The sequence below is a fragment of the Enterococcus sp. RTP21361st1_A6_RTP21361_211029 genome (assembly GCF_040910045.1).
GTDB classification, from domain to species: Bacteria; Bacillota; Bacilli; order Lactobacillales; family Enterococcaceae; genus Enterococcus_D; species Enterococcus_D gallinarum.
On sequence record NZ_JBDGBK010000002.1, the window covers coordinates 1 to 22,362 of the forward strand.

Below are 22,362 nucleotides of genomic sequence, written 5' to 3' on the forward strand. Positions count from 1 at the left end.
GTAAAATTACGTTAAGTCTTATTTCTAAGGGGGATAGTAAATGATTGAATTGAAACATGTAAGTAAAACGTACGGAACAAAAAAAGCATTGAAGGACCTTTCTTTGACGATTCAGCAAGGTGAGATCTTTGGTTTTTTAGGACATAATGGTGCGGGAAAATCAACGACCATCAAGAGTCTAGTTAGTATTTTACAGCCGACGAGTGGCGAAATCGTTTTTGATGGCAAAGCATTAGCCCAATACCGAGAAGAAATAAAAAAACAGATTGCTTATGTCCCGGATTCACCGGACATGTTTTTGCAGTTGACCGCCGGAGAATATTGGGATTTGATCGCAGCTGCTTATGAAGTACCGGAAACCCAAAAAAAGGTACGCTTAAATGAACTGGGACAGTTATTTGATATGACGACGCATGCAGAAGAAACGCTAGCCAGTTTTTCCCATGGTATGCGGCAAAAAACCATTCTAATTGGAGCATTACTGCCGGATCCGGATATTTGGATCTTAGATGAGCCTTTGCAGGGATTAGACCCGCAGGCAGCGTTTGATCTAAAAGAAATGATGAAAGCACATGCTGCGAAAGGCAAAACGGTTATTTTCTCGACGCATGTCTTGGATACTGCCCAACAGCTTTGTGATCAGTTAGCTATTTTGAAAAAAGGCGAATTGCTTTATAACGGTTCTGTCGATGAATTGCTTGCACAAAATCCAGATCTTTCTTTGGAAGCGATCTATTTAAAAATGACAGGTAGAGGCGCGGAAGAGCCATCGTTGACAGAAAATGGAGGCGAGTTCAGATGAACAAGCGACAGTTATTGACGTTGACAAGCGTCAATCTTCGGTACGCCAATCCGCAAGTCACAGATAAAGCCCGTAAAAAAGGAAAAAGCGGGACACAATTGACTCGTTATTTGATCCAACAATATGTATTATCAGGTTTCGTTTTTTTAGTGATTTACGGTCTAACAATGATCGCACTGGATTTCAGCCGTTTGCCAGGTTTTTTCACTTATTATGTTGCTCTTTTTGGCGTTCTAGGATTTTCTCAAGGAATCTCGTCCATTTTTAATGTCTTCTTTGAGAGTCAAGACTTGCCTGCATATTTGCCATTGCCTTTCCGGCAAGCAGAAATTTTCACCGCCAAGATTCTTGTTGTCTTTTTAACAGTGGCACCATTTGTTTTTCCGTTATTTGTCTTATTTCTTTTAACAGGAATGCGTTCACAGGTCTTTATTCTGCTCACGCTTTTGTTAGCGATTGTGCTCTTTTTATTATTTCTCGTGATTGTTTTTAGTATTTGTAGTTTGATCGTTTTTGGATTAGCTCGAACAAAATTGTTTCGTGAACATAAAAAAATGATGACCAGCTTGTTGTTGGGAATTTCTATGATCGTAGTAGTGGTAGGGATCTTGATGATGAATCAAACCAGTTCCTACGATACACAGATCATGGATCGCGGGGCCATTGCCTTTTTACTGCCATTTTTCTATATCATGCACAGTCCCTTTGCAGTTGCAGGAATCGGGAGCTTTGCTATTGTTCTAGTGGTTTGTTTGTTGCTGCTAGGAGCGATTCGGTTCTTTATTTTACCGAAGTTTTATGATCAGGTGGCGATGGCTGTGCCCGACCATGGAAGCGTGCGACGGAAGCAGAAATCCGGGCAAGGATTGTCGCAGATGTTATTCAGTTATAATTCCCAGCTGGTTCGTGATCCCAACTTGATTATGCAAGTATTGTCCACTTCACTGATGACACCGATCATTTTTATTGTGACATTTGCATTGAGCGGTACGTTTGATCTAGGACAAATGGATGCTCGTTTTTGTGGAGTGTTCTTTTTGGCAGGTATCGCATTAGCTGTGATGATGGTCAATCCAACCTCTTTTATCAGTACCTTGATTTCATTGGATCAGCAAAATTTTCTGTTTGTTCGTTCATTGCCGTTGTCTATGAAAAAATATTTACAAGCAAAATTCCGATTTGGCCTAATGCTTCAAATGGTTTTGACTGGCGGGATTGCCTTATTGGCGATTTTGCTCTTTAAGATGCCGATCCTATTGGCAACGACTTTCTTTCTAGGTACGTTACTTGGTTGTTACTTGCTATGCTTAAAATATTTTGCCCGTGATTATCGCTTGCTTTTGCTTGATTGGACCAATGTCAGTCAATTGTTTACCCGGGGTGCCGGAAGTGTGGGAATGATCGTCGGTATGATGGTGGCACTTCTCCTTAGTATTCTGTTACTCGTCGGTTACGGTTTTGCAGCAACGATGATTCCATTTTGGCTCTTGAATGGTCCAGTCTTGCTAGTTCTGTTAATTGGTAGCGTGCTATGGCACAACTACTATCAAAGAAAATTTTGGCAGTTGATTCACTGAGTCTAGTCGTCATCAATAGCGCATAGAAAAAGAAATAGATTTAATCAGAAAATTCAGAAAAAAGACTTTACAAGTATTCAGAAACATGATTAGATAATAAATAACCTATTACTTTGCTTTCATTTTTTGCTGGCAAGCTTGCTCCACAGGCTTGTTGCAAGAGACTGTGCCAAACGTCATACTGATTAGAAGGAACCAGAAGTTGTCCGCTTCAAGAAAGACAGCTGGGTCATTTTGAGCTGAGACGGATGGCGCAGTTTTTTTAATGGCTAAAACTAACAAATCGTGAAAAATAGAAAAAAACACTCTGACAAGAACCTTTTTGTCAGAGTGTTTTTGTTTTTGATTTGAGTATGTGTTGGTTCATTCAGAGATTATGCTTCCTCTTTTTCGTTGGTTGTTGGCAGATGATTGTCAAGGTCTGTCCGTACGACCAATACGTCACAAGAGGCATGACGGATTACATACTCAGAGACTGAACCAATAAAAATTCGTTCGACGGCATTGAGACCAGTAGCGCCGATCATGATTAAATCGATTTGATTATCTTCTGGTAATTGTTTCGCAATGATTGGTTTTGGCGAACCGTATTCGATGACAGTCTTTACTGCAGTTACTTGGTTCTTACGGGCATAGTCTTCATAATCTTTCAATGTTTGCTTAGCCATTTCAGTCGCTTGCTCAGCCAACATGCCATCAAAGGAAGAAACAGTTTGAAAGGCACGGGTATCGATTACATGGGCTAGTACCAGTTCAGAATTGTTCCGTTGGGCCACATTGACCGCTTTTTTAAAAGCTAATTCTGACTCACTTGAGCCATCGACTGCAACCATGATTCGTTGATATTGTTGTAACATATGAAACACTCCTCTCAGATAACTTCATCTTTATTGTAAAACTTTTTGACTAAAAAGAAAAACCTAATTATCTGTTTTTTTCATCTTACGGGCAAACAGCAAACTGAATGAGGCAGAAGTAATCATTAACACTGCTAAATAAACGAGGGCAATCAATTTTTTGTCTAAAAAAGCCACGATGATTGCAAGAATACCTAAAACACCATGAAGATAGCCATAAATGGTCAAAAAAGTTTGATTTTTAGTATTTTCAGGAATAAGGGAAAAGAAAATGGCATGTTTTGTTAACAGTAAGTAGCAGACGCCAAACAACAAAACAGCAGCAATCAAAAATAATAGAAAAATCATCCGTGAAATCCGTCCTTCTCTTATAAGATAGTTTTAGTATAGCGAAGTGCTAAAGGAATAGCAAAAAGCACAAAAAAGCCATCTGTCTAAAACAGATGGCACATTCAATAAAGAATGGGTAATATCCGTAGATGCCGTTCTTTTTCCCGTAGTATTGATCCCGCAAATTCTAGCAGGTGGGTTCCACGGTCTAAGCATCGAACTACCAAATGAAAAGGCATGTTACCAGCTTTGACACAAGACGGATCCCAATATATCAATAAAAATGTTCGGTCAACACACAGATGGGACAACTCGTACATCACAGAATTCCCACCTTCATAGTAGCATAGGACAACAAAAGTAGCAATAAAGAAGATTGAAAACGGTGACAAAAACCTTTTTCGCTTCCATGAAGCGGCTGCTGAGGGTTAGGTCTGTTTTTTTCGTTGCTGCAATTGTTGATATCTTTGACCTAGAGCTTGCTCGTATTTTCCGGTAGCCTTTGGCTGATAATAGTGAGCTTGCTTGATTTTATCGGGTAAGTATTGCTGATCGACCCACGCATCATCAAAGTTGTGCGGGTATTGATAACCGACGCCTCGGTTCAAGGCTTCAGCTCCTTTGTAATGACTGTCTCTTAGATGATCAGGGACATCCCCGGCATTGCCTGCACGAATATCTGCGATGGCAGCGTCTAGTGCCATATAAGCCGAGTTGGACTTAGGGGATAGACAAAGGTCGACCACAGTATCTGCTAAAGGGATCCTCGCCTCAGGTAAGCCTAATCGTTCCGCTGCTAAGACAGCATTGACTGTTCGAGCAGCTGCCGCTGGATTGGCCAACCCGATATCTTCATAACCGATCACCATCAAACGCCGGCAGATGATTGCCAAGTCTCCTGCTTCTACCAGACGACCCAGATAATGGAGTGCCGCATCAACATCACTGCCGCGGATCGATTTTTGAAAAGCAGAGATGACATCATAATGGGCATCGCCATCTTTGTCATGGGTCAATGCTTTGCGCTGAACACACTCTTCAATAATTGGCAAAGTCAAATGGATTTTCCCATCAGAACTTGGCGGCGTGGAGCGAGCAGCGAGTTCTAATCCATTGAGTGCACTGCGGAGATCCCCATTGGTCGCTCGTGAAAGATGGAGACGAGCTTCTTCTGTCAACTGGATCGATTCTGTTCCCAAGCCACGTTCTTTATCAGCTAAAGCCGCATCAATGGCGGCTAAAATATCTGATTCTTGCAATGGTTTTACTTCAAAAATCTGTGTACGACTACGGATGGCTGGGTTGATAGTGATATAAGGATTTTCAGTTGTGGCCCCGATCATAATGATTTTTCCGCTTTCTAAATGAGGCAGTAAGAAATCTTGCTTTGTTTTATCCAGACGATGGACTTCATCCAAAAGTAAAATGACTGTGCCGCTCATTTTGGCTTCTTCGGCGACGATTTGAAGGTCTTTTTTCGTATCAGTCGCAGCATTCAGCATGCGGAATGCGTAACGTGTCGAACCGGCGATTGCACTAGCGATACTTGTTTTTCCGGTCCCTGGTGGACCATACAGGATCATGGAAGAGAGCATCTTGGCCTCAACCATCCGGCGAATGATCTTTCCGGGGCCAACTAAATGCTGTTGACCTACGACTTCATCAAGGTTGCGGGGACGCATGCGGTACGCAAGTGGTTGCTGCATAATAAGCTCCTTTCTTTTTTCTTTAGTATATCATAAGAACGTATATTCCCATAAGGAAGCGGGTATTTTGCTATTGAAACTAGTCAGTGGCGATAGAAAGGTCAAACAATTGATAAGATGGTCGTAATCAATAGTAAGTTCCTTGAGAATTGTGTAAAATAAAGAAGGTGAAGAAAATGAATGAAATTGAACAATTATTTGCACAACAATCAACAACAGCGATTGCCCGGCAATTATTAGGGATGTATCTGGAACATGAGACGCCCAGTGGGAAATTAGGCGGTTATATCGTCGACTGTGAAGCTTATTTAGGACCAGAAGATCTGGCTGCTCATAGTTTCGGGATGCGTAACACGCCACGAGTTCGAGCAATGTATGAAAAGCCGGGAACGATTTATTTATATACGATGCATACTCATTTGATTTTGAATTTTATCACACAGCCTGAAGGCATTCCCCAAGGGATCATGATCCGCGGCGTGGAGCCCGTCGAAGGAATCGCACAAATGGAGATAAATCGCAGTAAATCCGGTCCTGATCTCTCGAACGGACCTGGAAAGCTCGTGAAAGCTTTGGGAATTACGCCTGATTATTATGGCCATTCAATTTTTACAAGTCCACTGCATCTTGTCAACGAGAAACGGCGAACACCGAAAGAAATACTCGCTGTTCCCAGAATCGGTATCCCGAATAAAGGGGAGTGGACCCATAAGCCGCTGCGGTTTGTCGTAGCAGGTAATCCATATATTACCAACAGCAGAAAATCTGCTGTCCAGCCAGATCACGGCTGGCAATAGGAAAGAAGGAACGTATAATGGCTAAAGAAACAATGCTGACTTATTTGGACAGACAATTAACAAAAAAAATCCCTGAGTACGATGTTGCCCTTGATTGGGATGCAAGAAACCATACCATCGAACTTGTTTTACGCTTATTTGCAGAGAACCCGAATCATTTGCAGGTAGATGATGTCCAAGGAGTAGCCTCTGAAGAAGAGATCATCGAATTTGAAGACGGTATTTTATTGTTTGATCCCCAAAAGTCTTCCTTTGCAGAAGAGGACTTTTTGGCAGTCATTCCCTACGCAGGCAAAAAAGGAATCCAAAAAGCGTTGCTGGATGCTTTGGTTGATTACATCAAAGAGATTCTGACGGAGGGAGAAAGTGATTTACTAGATTTTCTAAACGATGAGAGTGAAGAAGCGGTCTTCGAACTAGTTTTCGATCAAGATCAGTTGTTAGACCGTATGAATACTTACCAAGAAAGCGATGGGGAATCGTATATTCCTTATCCAAGTTATTAAGGAGCAGATAGATGAAATGGAATGAAGTGAAAGTAGCTACTGCAAGTGAAGCAGTTGAAGCGGTCGCCAACATTTTGATGGAACAAGGGGCCAGTGGTGTAGCAATCGAAGATGTTCTTGACATTGAAAACTTTAAAAGCGATGCCTATGGTGAAGTGTTAGACAAAGAAACCTATACAACGCTGGATGAAGGCGCCCAGGTAACGGCTTATTTCCCCGAGACTATCTTTTTACCTGAAATTTTGCCATTTATTGAGGCGGCGATCGCTCGTTTACCGGAATATGGGTTAGCAATTGGCAAAAATGAGATTACCTCCAGCGAAGTAGTAGAGGAAGAGTGGGCGACTGCTTGGAAGAAATATTATCATCCAGTACGGATCACTCGTTATTTGACGATTGTACCCAGCTGGGAACAATATGAAACGACGGACCCTGCCGAGAAAATCATTACGCTAGATCCAGGAATGGCTTTCGGAACTGGTACCCATCCGACGACGCGCTTGACGTTACAGGCGTTAGAAATGTATTTACGAGGCGAGGAAACGGTCCTGGATGTTGGAACCGGATCAGGGGTTTTAAGTATTGCCAGCCGCCACTTAGGGGCCAATCAAGTATATGCCTATGACCTTGACGAGGTGGCTGTTCGGGCGGCAAAAGAAAATATGGCACTAAACTCAGTTGCCGAAGCAGTGAATGTTGCTGCCAATGACCTTTTAACAGGTATTGAAATCGAATCAGACATTATTGTAGCGAATATTTTAGCTGATATCATCTTACTGATGATCCCAGATGCTTGGCGGTTGCTGAAGCCTACCGGAACATTAATTGTTTCTGGAATCATCGAAGCGAAAAAACAACTTGTGATCGATGCCATGACAGAGCAAGGATTTGTTGTTGACCAAATCTTGAATCAAAAAGATTGGTATGCGATCGCACTAAAAAAACCAGAGTAGGGAATGTCATATGCAGCGATATTTTTTGAATGAGGATTATGAGGCGAAGCCTGTTTATGTAGTAGAGGGAGAACCGTTTCATCACATGGTACGTGTGATGCGGATGGTTCCGGATGATTGTGTCTACTTGGTCTTTCAAGACCAAGTAGCGATCCTCGCGAAAATCCAGCAGATCGATGAACAAGTGGTTCATTTGATTGAAGTAGAAAAGGAACAGCAAGACAAAGAATTACCGATTCATGTTACGATCGCCAGCGGGTATCCTAAAGGAGATAGATTGGAATTGATCGTCCAAAAAGGGACAGAATTGGGTGCCGCTAAATTTATCGGTTTTCCCGCCCAATCCTCGGTAGTTAAGTGGGACCATAAGAAACTCCAAAAGAAACAGCAGCGGCTGCAAAAAATTGCCCAAGAGGCTGCTGAACAAGCGCAGCGGCAACGAGTACCGATCATCCAACTGGCTGCTTCGGACAAAGAGTTGTGGGATAGTCTTTCAAGCTATGACTATGTGATCGTTGCTTATGAGGAATCTGCTAAAAGCGGCGAGAATGCCAAACTGATTGATATTTTGTCCAAAGCAGCGCCCGGCAGCAAAATCTTAGCAATTTTCGGACCCGAAGGTGGGCTGACACCTGCTGAAATCACTCGTGCTGAATCTCAAGGTGCTGTGATCTGTGGGTTAGGGCCACGTATTTTGCGAACCGAAACCGCCCCATTTTATTTTTTGAGTGCTGTCAGCGTACTAACTGAATTAGTAAGGAAGTGATCAAGTGACGCAATTCAAAGACAAGCTTAGTTTTCGATTTTTACAAGCTGGACTGACGGATTGGTTGTTAAAAGATACGTTTACTGAATTTAAGACACTTGGTGTCCAAGAAGTCATCGTGTTGCCTAGTGATTTGCGCAGAGCGAAGCAGTTAACTGAAGGCTCCGAGATCCAAGTCGGCTGTGCAGTTGATTTTCCCTTGGCACAAGGAACAATCGCTAAGAAAGCTTTTGAGATCGGTCATTCCTTTATGGATGGCGCTGATTTTTTAGAAGTCTGGCTACCAGCGGCTTTGTTGGTGGAAAAAGAACGGACGGCTGATCTGGCGGAGTTAATGGAGACAAGCCGGTCACTGGCTTTGTCTGGTGGTGAGATCCGCTGGGCTGTCAATACTTCACTTATGAATGAGTTGACAAAGATCCAAGTAGCACAGCGTTTGAAAGCATGGGACTGGCCTAGTATTACTCTTGGTCAGCAGTTAACTGTTTCAGATGCGTTGCATGATGTCTCGATTTTTGCTTTAGATGGAGGACCGCAACTGACGATCCAAGTCAACACGGCAGCGTCTGTTACGGATCAGAAATCACTTGCAGAACTTTTACAGGCAGGGGCGGCAAAAATCGGCGTGCCCTTTACAGAGTCAGCGTTACTGTTGAATGAATAAACCGGTATTTTGTCTCGCTTGACCAGAATAGAGAGAATTGAAAAAAACAAGAAAAATTTGTATAATGACACTAATCATAAAAGAAGATGGCCAGGCAGAAGCGCATTGCTTCAAGAGTTCTGCTATTCAGAGAGTTGGGGATAGCAGAATTCTTTAGAAGCGGCTTCTGTCTTGCTTTTTGAAAATAGGAAAAAAGGAGGCGCGTTTCATGGCAAAAGAAGTGATATTATCCGGACCTGGTGTGATCAAGCTCGTGGCCCATTATATGAGTGAAGAACATGTTGCATTTGTACAGAAAGCTTTAGATTATGCGACAGAAGCCCACAAAGATCAGTTTCGCAAGTCCGGCGAGCCTTACATCATCCATCCTATTCAAGTAGCAGGGATTTTAGCGGAACTACAAATGGATCCTCATACAGTCGCCACTGGTTTTTTACATGATGTGGTAGAAGATACGGAAGTGACCCTAGCAGATCTAAAAGAAGTCTTTGGTGCAGATGTAGCGATGCTGGTCGATGGTGTGACAAAATTAGGGAAAATCAAATACAAATCCCATGAAGAACAGCTAGCAGAGAATCATCGCAAAATGCTGATCGCGATGGCTCAAGATTTGCGCGTGATCATGGTCAAATTAGCGGACCGCTTACATAATATGCGTACATTGAAACACCTGCGGGAAGACAAACAACGGCGAATCGCCCAAGAAACGATGGAGATTTATGCACCATTGGCGCATCGTTTAGGGATCAGCCGTATCAAGTGGGAGCTAGAAGATATTTCACTACGTTATTTGAATCCACAACAATATTATCGGATCGTTCACTTGATGCAAACCAAGCGGGAAGAACGGGAAGCTTATGTGTCGGAAACCGTTGAACAGATTCGACTTGCAACTGAAGAACTAGATATTTTTGCTGAGATCTATGGTCGTCCGAAACATATCTACTCCATTTACCGCAAAATGAAAGACCAGAAGAAACAATTCAATGAAATCTATGATCTTTTGGCTATTCGGGTAATCGTTGATTCAATCAAAGATTGTTATGCTGTTTTAGGAACGATCCACACAAAATGGAAACCAATGCCAGGTCGATTTAAAGATTACATTGCGATGCCTAAAGCGAATATGTATCAGTCACTACATACGACAGTGATCGGTCCCAAAGGCAATCCAGTAGAAATCCAGATTCGTACCCATGAGATGCATGAGATTGCTGAATTCGGGGTTGCTGCTCACTGGGCATATAAAGAGGGTAGAACCGAGAAAGTCAAAGCAGACAAAATGACCCAGCAAGTCGGTTGGTTCCGCGAAATTTTGGAACTCCAGGATGAAAGCTACGATGCTTCTGAATTTATGGAAGGTGTCAAAGGGGACATTTTCAGTGACAAAGTATATGTATTCACACCGAAAGGCGATGTCACAGAATTGCCTCAAGGTTCAAGTCCGCTGGATTTTGCCTACAGTATTCATACCGATATCGGGAACAAAACCACTGGTGCAAAAGTGAATGGCAAGATGGTCCAGTTGGATTACAAATTGAAAAATGGCGATATCATTGAAATTTTGACATCACCAAATTCATTCGGACCAAGCCGCGACTGGATCAAGCTTGTAGCTACCAGCAAAGCTAAAAACAAGATCAAACGTTTTTTCAAGGCCCAAGATCGTGACGAAAACATCATCAAAGGGCACGAAGCAGTGGTCAAAACATTGCAAGACATGGGCTTTGTACCAAAAGAATTTTTAACGAAAAGCAAGATGGCAGAAGCCTGCGAACGATTTAATTATCAAACAGAAGATGATTTATTTGCTTCTGTCGGTTTTGGCGAAGTGAGTCCAACTACACTGGCCAATCGTTTGACGGAAGAAGAACGCCGTGAGAAGCAGATCGAAAAACAAAAACAACAAGTACAAGACATGATCAATCAGCCAGCGAAGAAAGAACCAGAGAAAATGAAAGTCCGCCATGAAGGCGGGATCGTGATCGAAGGCGTGGACAACTTACTGATCCGAATCTCTCGTTGCTGTAATCCAGTTCCTGGTGATGCCATTGTCGGGTATATCACGAAGGGCCGCGGCATCTCGATCCATCGCAGTGACTGTCCGAATGTCCAAAGCAAAGAGATCGTCAATCGTCTAATCGATGTCGAGTGGGAAGATACTTCTAACAGCGGCAAAGAATACGATGCAGATCTGGAAATCTATGGTTATGATCGTTCCGGATTGTTGAATGATGTCTTGCAAACAGTCAACGCTGTTACTAAACGATTGGTCAGTGTGGAAGCGAAAACCAACAAAGACAAGATGGCCACCATTAGAATCACGGTCTCAATTCAGAACCTAACACATCTTAAGTCAATTGTGGACAAAATCAAACAAATCCCAGAAGTATATAGTGTCAGAAGAACAAAGGGGTGAGACGCGAGACATGCGAGCAGTCATTCAACGTGTAAGTGAAGCCAGTGTTGCAATCGATGGAACTACTGTAGGAGCAATCCAAAAAGGTTTTTTAGTTCTCTTGGGAATCACTCATGAAGATAGCCAAGAAGATGTGGATTACTTGGTTCGAAAAATCAAAAATTTGCGGGTGTTTGAAGATGAAGCGGGAAAAATGAATCAATCGATTGAAGCAATCGAAGGTGCTATTTTGAGTATCTCGCAATTCACATTGTATGGCGAGACCAAAAAAGGAAACCGTCCAAGCTTTATTCAAGCTGCCAGACCTGAAGTGGCTACACCATTGTACGAAGCTTTCAATGCGGGTCTGCACGCTGCAGGTATCGAAGTGGCTACGGGTCGCTTTGGCGCAGACATGCAAGTGTCATTAATCAATGACGGTCCTGTAACGATCCTGATCGATACGAAGGAAAAATAGGCTGCGTTCACAACGACTGCCTATCCAACATGCCAAAAGAACCAAAGCAAATAGTTTAAAGAGGACTGCCAACATGCAAGTTGGTAGTCTTTTTTTAGTGGAAATAAGTCCATCTTGTAGCACTTCTGGTACCAACCCTTTTGTCTTTGGACTATCTTACAAAACTGTAAGATAGTTCTTTCTGATCAGAAATAGTTATTTAAGAGCTGAATCTATTCCTTTTCGTAATGGTAGCAGTTACAAAAAAGTTATTTATTTTTATCCATCCCTAAAAAACTTTCAATAAATTAGATTGTCCTTAAAGCGCAAATGTGAAATAATAGTTAAAAAAATAATGTCACTGGAGGAAATGACAATGAATTTTTGGCAGCGTGCATTAAAAAGTGTTACTCGCAGGAAAGGGAAGTCGTTTATTTTATTTTTAGTCATCTTTATTTTAGGTAACGTGATCGCAGGTGCGGTAGCTGTGCAGCAGTCTACTATGAATGTGGAACGGGAAACGAAAAAGAAAATGGGCAACGTTGCTACAGTCGAGTTTGATTATGAGCAGTTTGAGAAAGACAATTCAGGAAAATCAGATGAGGAAGTTTATTCTGAAGAAAATAGTCCGAAAACGCCAAAAACGGCGGACTATGACAAAGTGGGAGAATTAGATTACGTCAAATATTACGACTATACCATGATGGGTTGGTTAGAGACCAAGAAATTCAAAGCCTATACAACAGAAGATGAATCTTTTGGCATGGCGGGCGGCAATTATTTTAATTTAAAGGGCGGCAATCGACCACAGCCATTAGATATGGAAGAAGGCAACATCAAGCTGATCGATGGAGAAGTGTTTAGTGAAAAAGACTTGTCAGAAACCACTAACTCGATTTTGATTAGTAAAGAAGTCGCTGAAAAAAATAATTTGTCGGTTGGCGATCAATTTGTTTGGGATATGTATAGTGAAGTCCCTCAAGATCCGATGGGTGACAGTGATGATAGTACGGCTACTTCAGATGATGAAGATGCAGAGAGTGAAAGTGCAGAAATCCAAACAAAAGTTGTCACAGCTGATTATCCTGTCAAAATTGCAGGGATTTTTAGTGTAGTTAAAAAGGAATCGGCCAATAGTAATCCTTCGCAAGAAGAAAAATCCAATCAAATCTGGCAAGCTGTTGAACAGATCAATACGATTTATGCTGCCAATCAGTTGGTGAAAGATTTTAGTAAATTCCAAAACGAAAAATTGTGGGGAGATACGGTAATGGCCGAAGATACGGAGGCCGAACCGGAAGAGTATTATCAAGCGATGTATGTTTTGAACTCTACCGACGATGTTGAAGCATTCAAACAAGAAGCCAATCCATTATTACCAGATTACTATCATGTGGTAGCTTCCACAGATCAATACGATCAGATTGCCGGAGGAATGAATCGTCTGGGAACGATTTCCCGCTATATCGTGATTGTTGCTGCTATTGCTACGGTCTTTATCATTTCATTAGTCGTTCTATTGTTTTTGCGAGACCGCAAGCAGGAATTAGGGATCTATCTATCTTTAGGAGAAGGCCGTGGGAAAGTGATTGGGCAAATCGTTATTGAAGTGGTGCTCGTCAGCTTAGTCGCTCTAATCTGCTCATTGGTGACGGGAAATCTATTAGGAAGTGCGGTTTCTCAAACATTGATGCAAAGTGACTGGATGACGAATCTGTCCCAAACGGATACCTATTCCATTTCAAGCACAATGATGACAAATACTCTCAGCTATGCGGATGTCCAAAGTGCTTATAAAGTCACTTTTTCTATGGGGTATGTCATCACCTATCTTTTATTGGGATTAGGTACAGTCTTATTGTCTGCAATCTTGCCGTTGTTGTATATTCTACGGCTGAATCCAAAGAAAATCATGATGTAGGGGGAAGAAAAAATGGCTTTGTTGGAAACAAAAGAAGTAGATTACTATTATCAAGATGGCGATCAGCGGCGCTATATTTTGAAAGAAACATCGGTGGCGTTTGAAAAAGGCAAGTTTTATGCCATTTTAGGACAGTCAGGGTCAGGAAAAACCACATTTCTCTCTTTGATCAGTGCGTTGGATACACCTAAAAGTGGCGCTGTTTTCTTTAATGGAGAAGATATTCAAAAAATCGGACATGAGAAATATCGCCGAGACGATATCAGTATCATCTTTCAAAGTTACAATTTGATTCCTTACCTGTCTGCGGTAGAAAATGTTCTAGTCCCAATGTCGATCACGGATAATCAATTGCCGGAGAACCAGCGGGAAGTCGCATACAATTTATTGGACTATATTGGGATCACGAAAGAAAAAGCAGATCGTTTAGTCAATCAGTTGTCTGGTGGGGAACAGCAACGGGTGGCAATAGCTCGTGCACTGGCGACGAATGTTGATATTATTTTGGCAGACGAACCAACGGGTAATTTAGATGAAGAAATGGAACAGGAAATCATCGATATTTTTAAAGATTTGGCTCATATGCATAACAAATGTGTGATTGTTGTGACCCATGCGAATGAAATCGCCCAACAAGCAGACGAAGTACTCTATTTGCGTAAAGGTGTGTTGAATAAAGATGAGTGATTTTTTATCAAATTTCAGTCCTGGTAATTACGATGGCAAGAAGCAAAGCTCTCCTAAAGAAACTGAGTTTGACGAAAAAACAGAGCGTAAAGCAGAACCAATTCCAGATTCTCAGACATCTGATCAGGGCGCAGGAGAGAGTAAAGCTGCAGCAGCATCGGATCCGAAGGAAATGAAGCGAAGAACGCGCAAGGAAACTAGCTCTTCTCAACCGGTCAGTCGGTTCGGAAAAGAAGAGACAGAGTTTGATCCAACTTATCGCAAGCGGCAGCGTAAAAAATACGCGCTGATCGCTGGTGCTGTCATTGTGCTGATTGCCATCAGCAGTGTGGTGTATTATCAATTGACTCATGTGAAGGTTCCTGATTTTGCTAAGAAAGATTTATCCGAAGCCCGAACATGGGGCATGGAAGAAGGCGTGGCGATCAAAGTCGATCAAGTGTATGATTTTGAGGTAGAGACCAATCGAATCGTTAGTCAAAGTGTTGCTGCAGATCAGAAGATCAAAAAAGGCAAGACTTTGACAGTCAAAGCAAGCCTAGGTCCTGACCCAGAAGAAATGATCGAGCTGCCCGACTTTTCGTCACTGACTACCGAAGCGGCAAAAGAATGGATCGAGAAACAAAAGGCAGAAAATATCTCGTTGATCGAACAGTATGACGACAAAGTCGAAGCAGGTGTATTCATCAAACAAGAAGCAGCAAATAAAGAGCAAGATCTCAAAGCTTATAAGCGCAAAGATCGCTTAAGCATCTATTATTCAAAAGGAAAAGAAGTCTTCGAGAAGAACATCGAAGTTACTGATTTTACAGGGAAAAACAAAGGTGAAGCTCAAGAGTGGGCTAAGAAAAATGAATTGAAGTACAAAGAAGAAGCTGTTTTTTCTGATACAGTTGCTCTAGACGTCGTGGTTTCCCAAGAACCAGTCAAAGGCAGCAAATTGGCCAAAAAGGATCAATTTCTTGTCAAAGTTTCTAAAGGGAAAGCATTAGTTGTTCCTGATTTCTCACAGTATACCATCGAGCAGGCAGAGGGGCTAGAATCGAAGATACCGATTCAAGTCAAGACAGTTTATTCTGATCAAATCGGTTATGGCAATTTCATCAGTCAGTCGGAAGAGGCGGGCAAAGAATATAGTGACAGCGATACATTGCCAACAGTGAAAGTGGTTTATTCACTGGGGCAACCGTATTTGAAGGATATCCGGCACCAAGCAACGGAAGGCGATCTGCCAAAAATGTTCTTTGATGAGTACAAATCGAAAGGTGCTTCTGTATATTATGATGTCTACTATGTAGATTCAGCAGAACCAAAAGGAACAGTTGTGGAGATGAGTCGTTATGGTGAATTTATTCCATTGGAAGTATCGATCACCATCGGGATTAGTCGCGGAAATCTGCAAGGCGAGACCGAATCATTACCGGTCAGTCCTGAGACAGAAAATGTAAAGGATCCGCTAGAAACAGTCAACAGTGCCACTACCGAATGAGACATTTAGCAATCGGGCCCGTAACAAAGCTACAGAACCCAAGCAATAAGTGAGTGAACTATCTAAATGAAGTGTGTCTTCTGTTTGTCGACAATGACAGACTGAAACAGAAGGATCTACCTGCATTTAGATAGTTTTTCTTTTTTTTTACTTGGATTTTGAAAAATGGAGAGAGTTTTTTTGTTATCAAGTAATCACAGGTTTTCAAGCATGCATGCTTGAAAACCTTTTATCGATACGGTACAGTTGAATTGATAACCAGTCAATAAGCAGTATTTTACATAGAGAAGGGACGAAAGAAATGATCAAAAAATTACTAGCAAATGTTGGCGATTATAAAAAAGCCAGCCTATTGACACCGGTCTATGTTGCCGGCGAAGTGGCGCTAGATGTCATTATGCCACTGATCATGGCAATGATGATCGACCAAGGAATTGAAAAAGGACACGCGGGCGTCATTTTGCGCTATGGCGGTCTGCTTTTTTTGTGCTCATTATTGGCACTGATGCTAGGAACTTTAGGAGGACGAACAGCTGCGATTGCTTCTGCCGGTTTTGCTCGAAATCTTCGCCACAATCTTTTTAGCAAGATTCAGGATTTTTCTTTTTCCAATATCGACCGTTTTTCTTCCTCTAGTTTGATCACGAGAATGACCACCGATGTGACTAATGTGCAAAATGCTTACCAAATGATTATCCGAATCTTGGTGCGCAGTCCATTGATTCTGGTTTTCTCACTGATCATGGTTAGCACGATCAGTCCAGAATTGATGCTGGTTTACCTAGTCGTCTTGCCAATTCTAGCCATCGGACTTGCTTTAGTGATTCGCTTTGCTCATCCGCTTTTCTTGAAAGTATTTCGGATCTATGACCGTTTGAACAACGTAGTCCAAGAAAATCTTCAAGGAATCCGTGTGGTCAAGTCCTACGTCAGAGAAGAGCAGCAAGAAGAACTTTTTGACGAGGTGTCAAATGATGTCTACCGCAACTTTACGCTAGCACAACGAATCGTCTCGTTCAATATGCCTTTGATGCAATTCTCGATCTATAGCTGTATGTTGCTGTTGTCTTGGTTCGGTGCCCAACTGATCGTTGAGCACAGCAGCTTGACGACAGGGGAACTGGTTAGCATGTTCAACTATACTATGCAGATCTTGATGAGTTTGATGATGATGTCAATGGCATTTGTTCAGATTCTGATTGCTCGTACTTCCGCACAGCGGGTGGTGGAAGTTTTGGATGAAGAAAGCGACTTGAAAAATCCGGCATCGCCATTGACAGAAGTCAAAGATGGTTCAATTGTCTTTGAAAATGCTTGTTTCAGTTACGCAAATGATCAAACGAGATTGGCATTGGAAAATGTCAACTTACGAATTGAATCCGGAGAGGTAATCGGGATCATCGGCGGAACCGGAAGTGCAAAATCAACGCTGGTCCAATTGATCCCCCGTTTGTACGATGTCATTGACGGTCGTGTTCTCGTTGGGGGACAAGATGTTCGCGCCTATGATTTGGCAGCATTGAGGGATCAAGTCAGTATGGTTTTGCAAAACAATGTCCTTTTTAGCGGGACGATCAGTGAGAATCTTCGCTGGGGAAACGCGGAAGCAACGGATGAAGAGATTCAGCGGGTAGCAAAAATTGCCCAAGCGGATCCTTTTATCCAAGAATTTCCTGATAAATATGACACATTGATCTCTCAAGGAGGAAATAATGTCTCCGGTGGACAAAAGCAGCGGTTAACGATCGCGCGAGCGCTGTTAAAAAGACCGAAAATTCTGATTCTGGATGACTCTACTAGCGCTGTTGATACAAAGACAGACCGTAGTATTCGAGCAGGATTGAAACAAGAAATCCCGGGAACGACAACGATCATCATTTCCCAAAGGATCAATTCGATCGAAGATGCCGATCGAATCATTGTGATGGATGATGGGAAAATCAACGGAATCGGAACCCATGAAGAATTATTAACTAGCAATGAAATTTATCGTGAAGTCTACGACTCGCAGCAGAAAGGATTTGGTGAAGGTGAAGAATAGACAAGCAGCAAATCCCCAGAGAACCTTGAAACGGCTGCTGGCGACCATGTTTGGCGATTACAAACTGCAGTTGATTATCGTATTGTTCATGATCTTGTTAAGTGCTTTTGCCAATGTTCGCGGCTCACTTTTTTTGCAAGTGGTGATCGATGACCATATCACTCCGCTGCTGGGACAAAGCAATCCTAACTTCAGCGGACTGCTGGCAGCTATTATTCAGATGGCAATTATTTATTTAATTGGGATCATTGCTGGTTTGACTTACAACTTTATGATGGTCAAAATCAGTGAGGGCACTCAGAAAAAAATCCGCGATCAGATGTTCAAACATATGCAAAAATTACCGATTGGTTATTTTGATGGCCATTCTGATGGTGATATGATGAGTCATTTCACCAACGATACGGATACATTACGGCAAATGATTTCTCAAAGTATTCCCAATTTGATGATGGCTGCCGTCACATTTTGCTCGGTTTTCATTGCGATGTTTTCCATTAGTATCCCATTGACTTGCTTTGTACTGGTTTCGGTCATTTTGATGCTGAATGTGATTCGGATCATCTCCCGCAAAAGCGGCCGCTTCTTTGGCGCACAACAACGGGATCTAGGCGCAGTCAATGGCTATATTGAAGAAATGATGCATGGACAGAAAGTTGTCAAGATCTTTAACCATGAACACGTTGTCATGCAGGAATTTGATGCTTTGAATGACCAGTTGCAATCCAGTGCTACAAAGGCCAATGTCAATGCCAATACATTGATGCCGATCATGATGAACTTGCTGAATGTTCAATACGTGCTGATCGCAATTATCGGCGGGCTCTTTGCCATCAATGGTGTCTCGGGACTAACCGTAGGGATGATTGCTTCTTTCTTACAGCTTAGCCGTTCGCTGAATGGACCGATCAGCCAAATTTCACAGCAGATCAACTTTGTGATCATGGCTTTGGCAGGTGCAGAACGTATTTTTCATTTGTTGGATGAGACCCCAGAGATTGATACAGGGTATGTCACGCTAGTCAATGCCAAATGGGAATCTGGCCATTTAGTGGAAACAACAAATCGTACAGGACTCTGGGCTTGGAAACATCCTCACGAAGATGGAACTGTTACGTACACAGAATTGACTGGAGATGTTCGTTTTGAAGCAGTTGATTTTGGGTATGTGGATCATCAAATGGTTCTGCATGACATCAATCTTTTTGCTGAACCGGGACAGAAAGTTGCTTTTGTGGGAGCAACGGGAGCCGGTAAGACGACCATCACTAACTTGATCAATCGTTTTTACAATATTCAAGAGGGAAAGATCCGTTATGATGGCATCAATATTCAAAAGATCCAACTAGAATCTCTGCGGCGCTCATTAGGGATCGTCTTGCAAGATACACATTTATTCACAGGAACGATTCGAGAAAATATTCGTTTTGGTAAACTGGATGCCACGGATGAGGAAGTAGAAGCGGCAGCAAAACTGGCGAATGCGGATATGTTCATCAATCATTTACCTGAGAAGTACGATACCGTAATCACGGGGGATGGCGAAGGGCTGTCGCAAGGACAGCGACAGCTACTAGCAATTGCCAGAGCGGCGATCGCCGATCCGCCTGTTATGATTTTAGATGAAGCGACTTCCAGCATTGATACGCGAACAGAGCGGATCGTCCAGTCTGGAATGGACCGGCTGATGCAAGGTCGGACAGTTTTCGTGATCGCTCACCGTCTTTCGACGATTCAGAATTCAGATGTGATCATGGTGATGGATCATGGTCGAATCATTGAACGAGGTACTCATGATACGTTATTAGCAGAGAAGGGGACCTATTACCAACTGTATACAGGAAAAATTGAGTTAGACTGATTTTTTCCCAGGAAACGAAGACCGGATTTAAGGGTCTTCGTTTTTTTTCTTGCTGCTGTGCTATACTAAAGAAAAACTATGAGGAGTAAGTGGATAGATAGGAGGAAATAGGATGCATTTAACGGTTTCACAGATCCAATTGAATGAGGAAATGTATGAACTGGGTGTCACTGATCAGGGGGCTGCTTATTTTGGTCGTTTAGCAGAACATGCAGAGTTGGCTCTTTTTTTCCCATATGCAGAAATTCGTGAATGTTCTCAGACACCAGAAAGGTATGCAAAGCCGCTGAAAGCCTATTTCGCCGGGGAGCCAGTAGCCTTCGATTTTCCTTTTGACTTTGTCGGTACACCGTTCCAACAAACTGTTTGGCAAGCGTTAACTGAAGTCCCTTATGGAACGACTGTCAGCTATAGTGAATTAGCGGCGAGAATCCAACGTCCTAGTGCCGTCCGAGCGGTTGCCAATGCTGTCGGACGCAATCCGATGATGATTATTGTCCCTTGCCATCGTGTCCTGGGAAAAAATGGTCGATTGACTGGTTATCGGGGAGGTTTGCCGATCAAGCGGAAATTATTACAGCTGGAAGGGATTCCTTTCAAGGACTGAGCGCATTTTTTCTGCAAAAATTTACTAGGTCTTCTTCTCGAATTTAGTGCTTCATAAATTGTTTGTTTAAAAGTAAAAAATACTAAAAAGGCGTTCTTTTTATGCTACCTTTGATATAATGGAGTTGTTTCCGTTTACAAAAAAGGAGTGGAGAAGATGAAGCGAATGAAGTTGCAAAATGGTTCAGATATCCGTGGAATCGCGCTTTCGACAGCAGATCTTACAGCGGATTTAACAGAAGATGCAGTGAAAGAAATTGCTTCAGGTCTGCGGACCTGGTTGCTGCAGCGATATACGGAACCCTTAAAAGTGGCAGTTGGTCGTGATAGTCGTTTAAGTGGTGAAACGCTGCAGCAGGCGTTTATGAACCAATTGCGAATAGAAGGGATTACGGTTATTGATTGTGGGCTGGCTACAACACCCGCGCTATTTATGAGTACCCAGTTTGCTGATTTTGATTGTGATGCCGGTGTGATGCTGACAGCCAGTCATTTGCCCTATTACTTTAATGGAATCAAGATTTTTAGTAAATCTGGTGGTGCAGAAAAAGAAGATATCTCGTTTATCTTAGCACATCCTGAAGCTCATCCGGCTGACCAACTCGGCGAGTATTACCAACGAGACTTACTTACTCCCTATGCAGCAGATATGGTGACGAAAATTCGTCATGGGATGCAGACAGAAGAAGAACAGCCATTGGCTGGAATGAAAATCATTGTGGATGCTGGAAATGGCGCAGGTGGTTTTTTTGCAGAGCAAGTTTTAGTGCCGTTAGGGGCAGATACGAATGGTTCACAGTTTCTGGAGCCAGATGGACACTTCCCTAACCACATTCCTAATCCGGATAATAAAGAAGCGATGGCTAGTATTATGGAAGCCGTTTTACGAGAACAAGCAGACTTGGGAATCATCTTTGACACCGATGTCGATCGATCCGCTGTGGTGACCAAAAGTGGACAGCCGCTGAACCGCAACAACATGATTGCTGTTTTAAGTAAAATCGTCTTATCCGAACATCCGGCTGCGAGTATTGTCACGAATTCCCCGACCTCCACTCATCTAAAGACATTTATTGAATCGCTAGGTGGTCATCAAGTGCGTTATATTTCCGGGTATCGCAATGTCATCAACAAAGCGATCGCTCTTAACGAAAAAGGCATTAATGCTCAGTTGGCGATTGAAACTAGTGGACATGCAGCATTCAAGGAAAACTATTTTTTAGATGATGGTGCATATGTTATTGCGAAGATCTTGATGTTGCTGCCAACACTTCGTGCGCAAAATATCAGTTTGGAAGACTTGATCGCGGCGCTGAAACAGCCAGTTGAAACCCAAGAATTGCGTTTCAAGATCAATGATTCAGATTATCGCGCAACCGGGGAGAAGGTTATCGCATCGCTAGCGCATCATCTCCCATCGGGGTGGCAGATTGACAATGAAAATGAAGAAGGCATCCGTATACAGGTTTCTGCACCTTATGGACAAGGGTGGTTTTTGTTGCGGTTGAGTTTGCATGAACCATTATTGGTCTTGCAGATCGAAAATGACCAACCTGGACATTTGCCGGCGATCGTCCGCGAAATCAGTGAACGTTTGCTGCCGTTTGAAGCGATCGATCAGTCTGCAATCAAACAATTTTTAGAAAAATAATGAATAGAGAATGAAGGGTTAATGTTGGTATTTATTATGTTAGTGATCATGGCTGTCACTTATGGTGTGAATCTTTTTCTGATAGCATACATGAGAAAACGACCGCAGATCGATGTGGTAGAACGATTGTCTATGTTACTGGGCGTCAATATGAGTGTCTTGTTTGTAGATGGGATCGTTTTATTTGTTGGAAAGTTATTATTAGAAGCAGCGATGATTATTGAATAGACAAAGAAACTCTTAGAGAGTCAGAGAAAAGGAACTTTTTTATCTGGCGGATTTGAGAGTTTTTT

Annotated in this window: 20 protein-coding genes and 1 other RNA gene; 17 read left to right on the forward strand and 4 right to left on the reverse strand. The window is 42.4% G+C overall.

Going from position 1 to position 22,362, the window contains the following annotated elements; all coding sequences use genetic code 11:
- Positions 1-40: 40 nt before the first annotated feature.
- Complete coding sequence (locus AB5Z52_RS00385; RefSeq protein ID WP_003128453.1) at positions 41-802, forward strand: ABC transporter ATP-binding protein; 762 nt, start codon at positions 41-43, stop codon at positions 800-802.
- Positions 799-2,379, forward strand: coding sequence for a hypothetical protein (locus AB5Z52_RS00390; RefSeq protein WP_003128454.1), 1,581 nt, complete (start codon positions 799-801; stop codon positions 2,377-2,379). Before AB5Z52_RS00385 ends, AB5Z52_RS00390 begins: the two co-directional genes overlap by 4 nt.
- A 374-nt stretch (positions 2,380-2,753) precedes the next feature.
- On the opposite strand, the gene AB5Z52_RS00395 is transcribed toward AB5Z52_RS00390, so the two are convergent.
- From AB5Z52_RS00395 to AB5Z52_RS00410, 4 genes are all read right to left on the reverse strand, one after another.
- Positions 2,754-3,236, reverse strand: a complete 483-nt coding sequence (locus tag AB5Z52_RS00395) for a universal stress protein (protein ID WP_003128457.1) — start codon at positions 3,234-3,236, stop codon at positions 2,754-2,756.
- 63 nt (positions 3,237-3,299) lie between these two features.
- Positions 3,300-3,584: a hypothetical protein gene (locus AB5Z52_RS00400; protein ID WP_148394905.1), complete on the reverse strand. Its 285-nt coding sequence runs from the start codon at positions 3,582-3,584 to the stop codon at positions 3,300-3,302.
- Positions 3,585-3,702: 118 nt separating this feature from the next.
- Positions 3,703-3,897, reverse strand: a non-coding RNA gene (gene ssrS, locus AB5Z52_RS00405) — 6S RNA.
- Positions 3,898-3,994: 97 nt separating this feature from the next.
- On the reverse strand, positions 3,995-5,272 hold the full coding sequence (locus AB5Z52_RS00410; protein ID WP_005472852.1) for a replication-associated recombination protein A: 1,278 nt from the start codon (positions 5,270-5,272) through the stop codon (positions 3,995-3,997).
- Positions 5,273-5,448: 176 nt separating this feature from the next.
- Here AB5Z52_RS00410 and AB5Z52_RS00415 point away from each other — a divergent pair, with 176 nt between their 5' ends.
- The 15 genes from AB5Z52_RS00415 to AB5Z52_RS00485 all read left to right on the forward strand — a co-directional run bounded on the left by AB5Z52_RS00415 (position 5,449) and on the right by AB5Z52_RS00485 (position 22,297).
- Positions 5,449-6,069, forward strand: a complete 621-nt coding sequence (locus tag AB5Z52_RS00415) for a DNA-3-methyladenine glycosylase (protein WP_005472850.1) — start codon at positions 5,449-5,451, stop codon at positions 6,067-6,069.
- Positions 6,070-6,086: 17 nt separating this feature from the next.
- Positions 6,087-6,575 carry a DUF3013 family protein gene (locus tag AB5Z52_RS00420; RefSeq protein WP_288551395.1) on the forward strand — a complete coding sequence of 163 codons (489 nt, stop codon included), beginning with the start codon at positions 6,087-6,089 and terminating at the stop codon, positions 6,573-6,575.
- A gap of 11 nt (positions 6,576-6,586) precedes the next feature.
- Positions 6,587-7,528: a 50S ribosomal protein L11 methyltransferase gene (gene prmA / locus AB5Z52_RS00425; RefSeq protein ID WP_288551394.1), complete on the forward strand. Its 942-nt coding sequence runs from the start codon at positions 6,587-6,589 to the stop codon at positions 7,526-7,528.
- Between the two features lie 10 nt (positions 7,529-7,538).
- On the forward strand, positions 7,539-8,294 hold the full coding sequence (locus AB5Z52_RS00430) for a 16S rRNA (uracil(1498)-N(3))-methyltransferase (protein WP_288551393.1): 756 nt from the start codon (positions 7,539-7,541) through the stop codon (positions 8,292-8,294).
- 4 nt (positions 8,295-8,298) lie between these two features.
- Entirely contained in the window at positions 8,299-8,958 is a 660-nt protein-coding gene (locus AB5Z52_RS00435) for a hypothetical protein (protein WP_003128464.1), read from the forward strand.
- Positions 8,959-9,166: 208 nt separating this feature from the next.
- Positions 9,167-11,377: a bifunctional (p)ppGpp synthetase/guanosine-3',5'-bis(diphosphate) 3'-pyrophosphohydrolase gene (locus AB5Z52_RS00440; protein ID WP_003128466.1), complete on the forward strand. Its 2,211-nt coding sequence runs from the start codon at positions 9,167-9,169 to the stop codon at positions 11,375-11,377.
- A gap of 10 nt (positions 11,378-11,387) precedes the next feature.
- On the forward strand, positions 11,388-11,834 hold the full coding sequence (gene dtd, locus AB5Z52_RS00445; protein ID WP_003128467.1) for a D-aminoacyl-tRNA deacylase: 447 nt from the start codon (positions 11,388-11,390) through the stop codon (positions 11,832-11,834).
- Between the two features lie 355 nt (positions 11,835-12,189).
- Positions 12,190-13,734, forward strand: coding sequence for an ABC transporter permease (locus AB5Z52_RS00450; protein ID WP_288551392.1), 1,545 nt, complete (start codon positions 12,190-12,192; stop codon positions 13,732-13,734).
- Positions 13,735-13,746: 12 nt separating this feature from the next.
- The gene (locus AB5Z52_RS00455) at positions 13,747-14,421 is read left to right on the forward strand and encodes an ABC transporter ATP-binding protein (RefSeq protein WP_003128471.1); all 675 of its coding nucleotides are present in this window, start codon (positions 13,747-13,749) and stop codon (positions 14,419-14,421) included.
- On the forward strand, positions 14,414-15,910 hold the full coding sequence (locus tag AB5Z52_RS00460) for a PASTA domain-containing protein (protein ID WP_003128472.1): 1,497 nt from the start codon (positions 14,414-14,416) through the stop codon (positions 15,908-15,910). Before AB5Z52_RS00455 ends, AB5Z52_RS00460 begins: the two co-directional genes overlap by 8 nt.
- A gap of 301 nt (positions 15,911-16,211) precedes the next feature.
- Positions 16,212-17,951 carry an ABC transporter ATP-binding protein gene (locus AB5Z52_RS00465; protein WP_021149056.1) on the forward strand — a complete coding sequence of 580 codons (1,740 nt, stop codon included), beginning with the start codon at positions 16,212-16,214 and terminating at the stop codon, positions 17,949-17,951.
- On the forward strand, positions 17,890-19,812 hold the full coding sequence (locus tag AB5Z52_RS00470) for an ABC transporter ATP-binding protein (RefSeq protein ID WP_197081171.1): 1,923 nt from the start codon (positions 17,890-17,892) through the stop codon (positions 19,810-19,812). Before AB5Z52_RS00465 ends, AB5Z52_RS00470 begins: the two co-directional genes overlap by 62 nt.
- Positions 19,813-19,924: 112 nt before the next feature.
- The gene (locus AB5Z52_RS00475) at positions 19,925-20,419 is read left to right on the forward strand and encodes a methylated-DNA--[protein]-cysteine S-methyltransferase (protein WP_003128475.1); all 495 of its coding nucleotides are present in this window, start codon (positions 19,925-19,927) and stop codon (positions 20,417-20,419) included.
- Between the two features lie 156 nt (positions 20,420-20,575).
- Positions 20,576-22,069: a phosphomannomutase/phosphoglucomutase gene (locus AB5Z52_RS00480; protein ID WP_086269339.1), complete on the forward strand. Its 1,494-nt coding sequence runs from the start codon at positions 20,576-20,578 to the stop codon at positions 22,067-22,069.
- 21 nt (positions 22,070-22,090) lie between these two features.
- A complete protein-coding gene (locus AB5Z52_RS00485; RefSeq protein WP_003128478.1) occupies positions 22,091-22,297 on the forward strand; it encodes a hypothetical protein in 207 nt (68 codons plus the stop codon).
- The last annotated feature ends 65 nt before the right edge of the window (positions 22,298-22,362 follow it).

What these genes read in the sequence shown, in the direction of transcription:
- AB5Z52_RS00465 (WP_021149056.1), top strand. Translation starts at nt 16,212, where the DNA reads ATGATCAAAAAATTACTAGCAAATGTTGGCGATTATAAAAAAGCCAGC.
- AB5Z52_RS00450 (WP_288551392.1), top strand. Translation starts at nt 12,190, where the DNA reads ATGAATTTTTGGCAGCGTGCATTAAAAAGTGTTACTCGCAGGAAAGGG.
- AB5Z52_RS00485 (WP_003128478.1), top strand. Translation starts at nt 22,091, where the DNA reads ATGTTGGTATTTATTATGTTAGTGATCATGGCTGTCACTTATGGTGTG.
- prmA (WP_288551394.1), top strand. Translation starts at nt 6,587, where the DNA reads ATGAAATGGAATGAAGTGAAAGTAGCTACTGCAAGTGAAGCAGTTGAA.
- AB5Z52_RS00430 (WP_288551393.1), top strand. Translation starts at nt 7,539, where the DNA reads ATGCAGCGATATTTTTTGAATGAGGATTATGAGGCGAAGCCTGTTTAT.
- AB5Z52_RS00475 (WP_003128475.1), top strand. Translation starts at nt 19,925, where the DNA reads ATGCATTTAACGGTTTCACAGATCCAATTGAATGAGGAAATGTATGAA.
- AB5Z52_RS00440 (WP_003128466.1), top strand. Translation starts at nt 9,167, where the DNA reads ATGGCAAAAGAAGTGATATTATCCGGACCTGGTGTGATCAAGCTCGTG.
- AB5Z52_RS00385 (WP_003128453.1), top strand. Translation starts at nt 41, where the DNA reads ATGATTGAATTGAAACATGTAAGTAAAACGTACGGAACAAAAAAAGCA.
- AB5Z52_RS00470 (WP_197081171.1), top strand. Translation starts at nt 17,890, where the DNA reads ATGAAATTTATCGTGAAGTCTACGACTCGCAGCAGAAAGGATTTGGTG.
- AB5Z52_RS00400 (WP_148394905.1), bottom strand. Translation starts at nt 3,584, where the DNA reads ATGATTTTTCTATTATTTTTGATTGCTGCTGTTTTGTTGTTTGGCGTC.
- AB5Z52_RS00415 (WP_005472850.1), top strand. Translation starts at nt 5,449, where the DNA reads ATGAATGAAATTGAACAATTATTTGCACAACAATCAACAACAGCGATT.
- AB5Z52_RS00420 (WP_288551395.1), top strand. Translation starts at nt 6,087, where the DNA reads ATGGCTAAAGAAACAATGCTGACTTATTTGGACAGACAATTAACAAAA.
- dtd (WP_003128467.1), top strand. Translation starts at nt 11,388, where the DNA reads ATGCGAGCAGTCATTCAACGTGTAAGTGAAGCCAGTGTTGCAATCGAT.
- AB5Z52_RS00410 (WP_005472852.1), bottom strand. Translation starts at nt 5,272, where the DNA reads ATGCAGCAACCACTTGCGTACCGCATGCGTCCCCGCAACCTTGATGAA.
- AB5Z52_RS00390 (WP_003128454.1), top strand. Translation starts at nt 799, where the DNA reads ATGAACAAGCGACAGTTATTGACGTTGACAAGCGTCAATCTTCGGTAC.
- AB5Z52_RS00455 (WP_003128471.1), top strand. Translation starts at nt 13,747, where the DNA reads ATGGCTTTGTTGGAAACAAAAGAAGTAGATTACTATTATCAAGATGGC.
- AB5Z52_RS00480 (WP_086269339.1), top strand. Translation starts at nt 20,576, where the DNA reads ATGAAGCGAATGAAGTTGCAAAATGGTTCAGATATCCGTGGAATCGCG.
- AB5Z52_RS00395 (WP_003128457.1), bottom strand. Translation starts at nt 3,236, where the DNA reads ATGTTACAACAATATCAACGAATCATGGTTGCAGTCGATGGCTCAAGT.
- AB5Z52_RS00460 (WP_003128472.1), top strand. Translation starts at nt 14,414, where the DNA reads ATGAGTGATTTTTTATCAAATTTCAGTCCTGGTAATTACGATGGCAAG.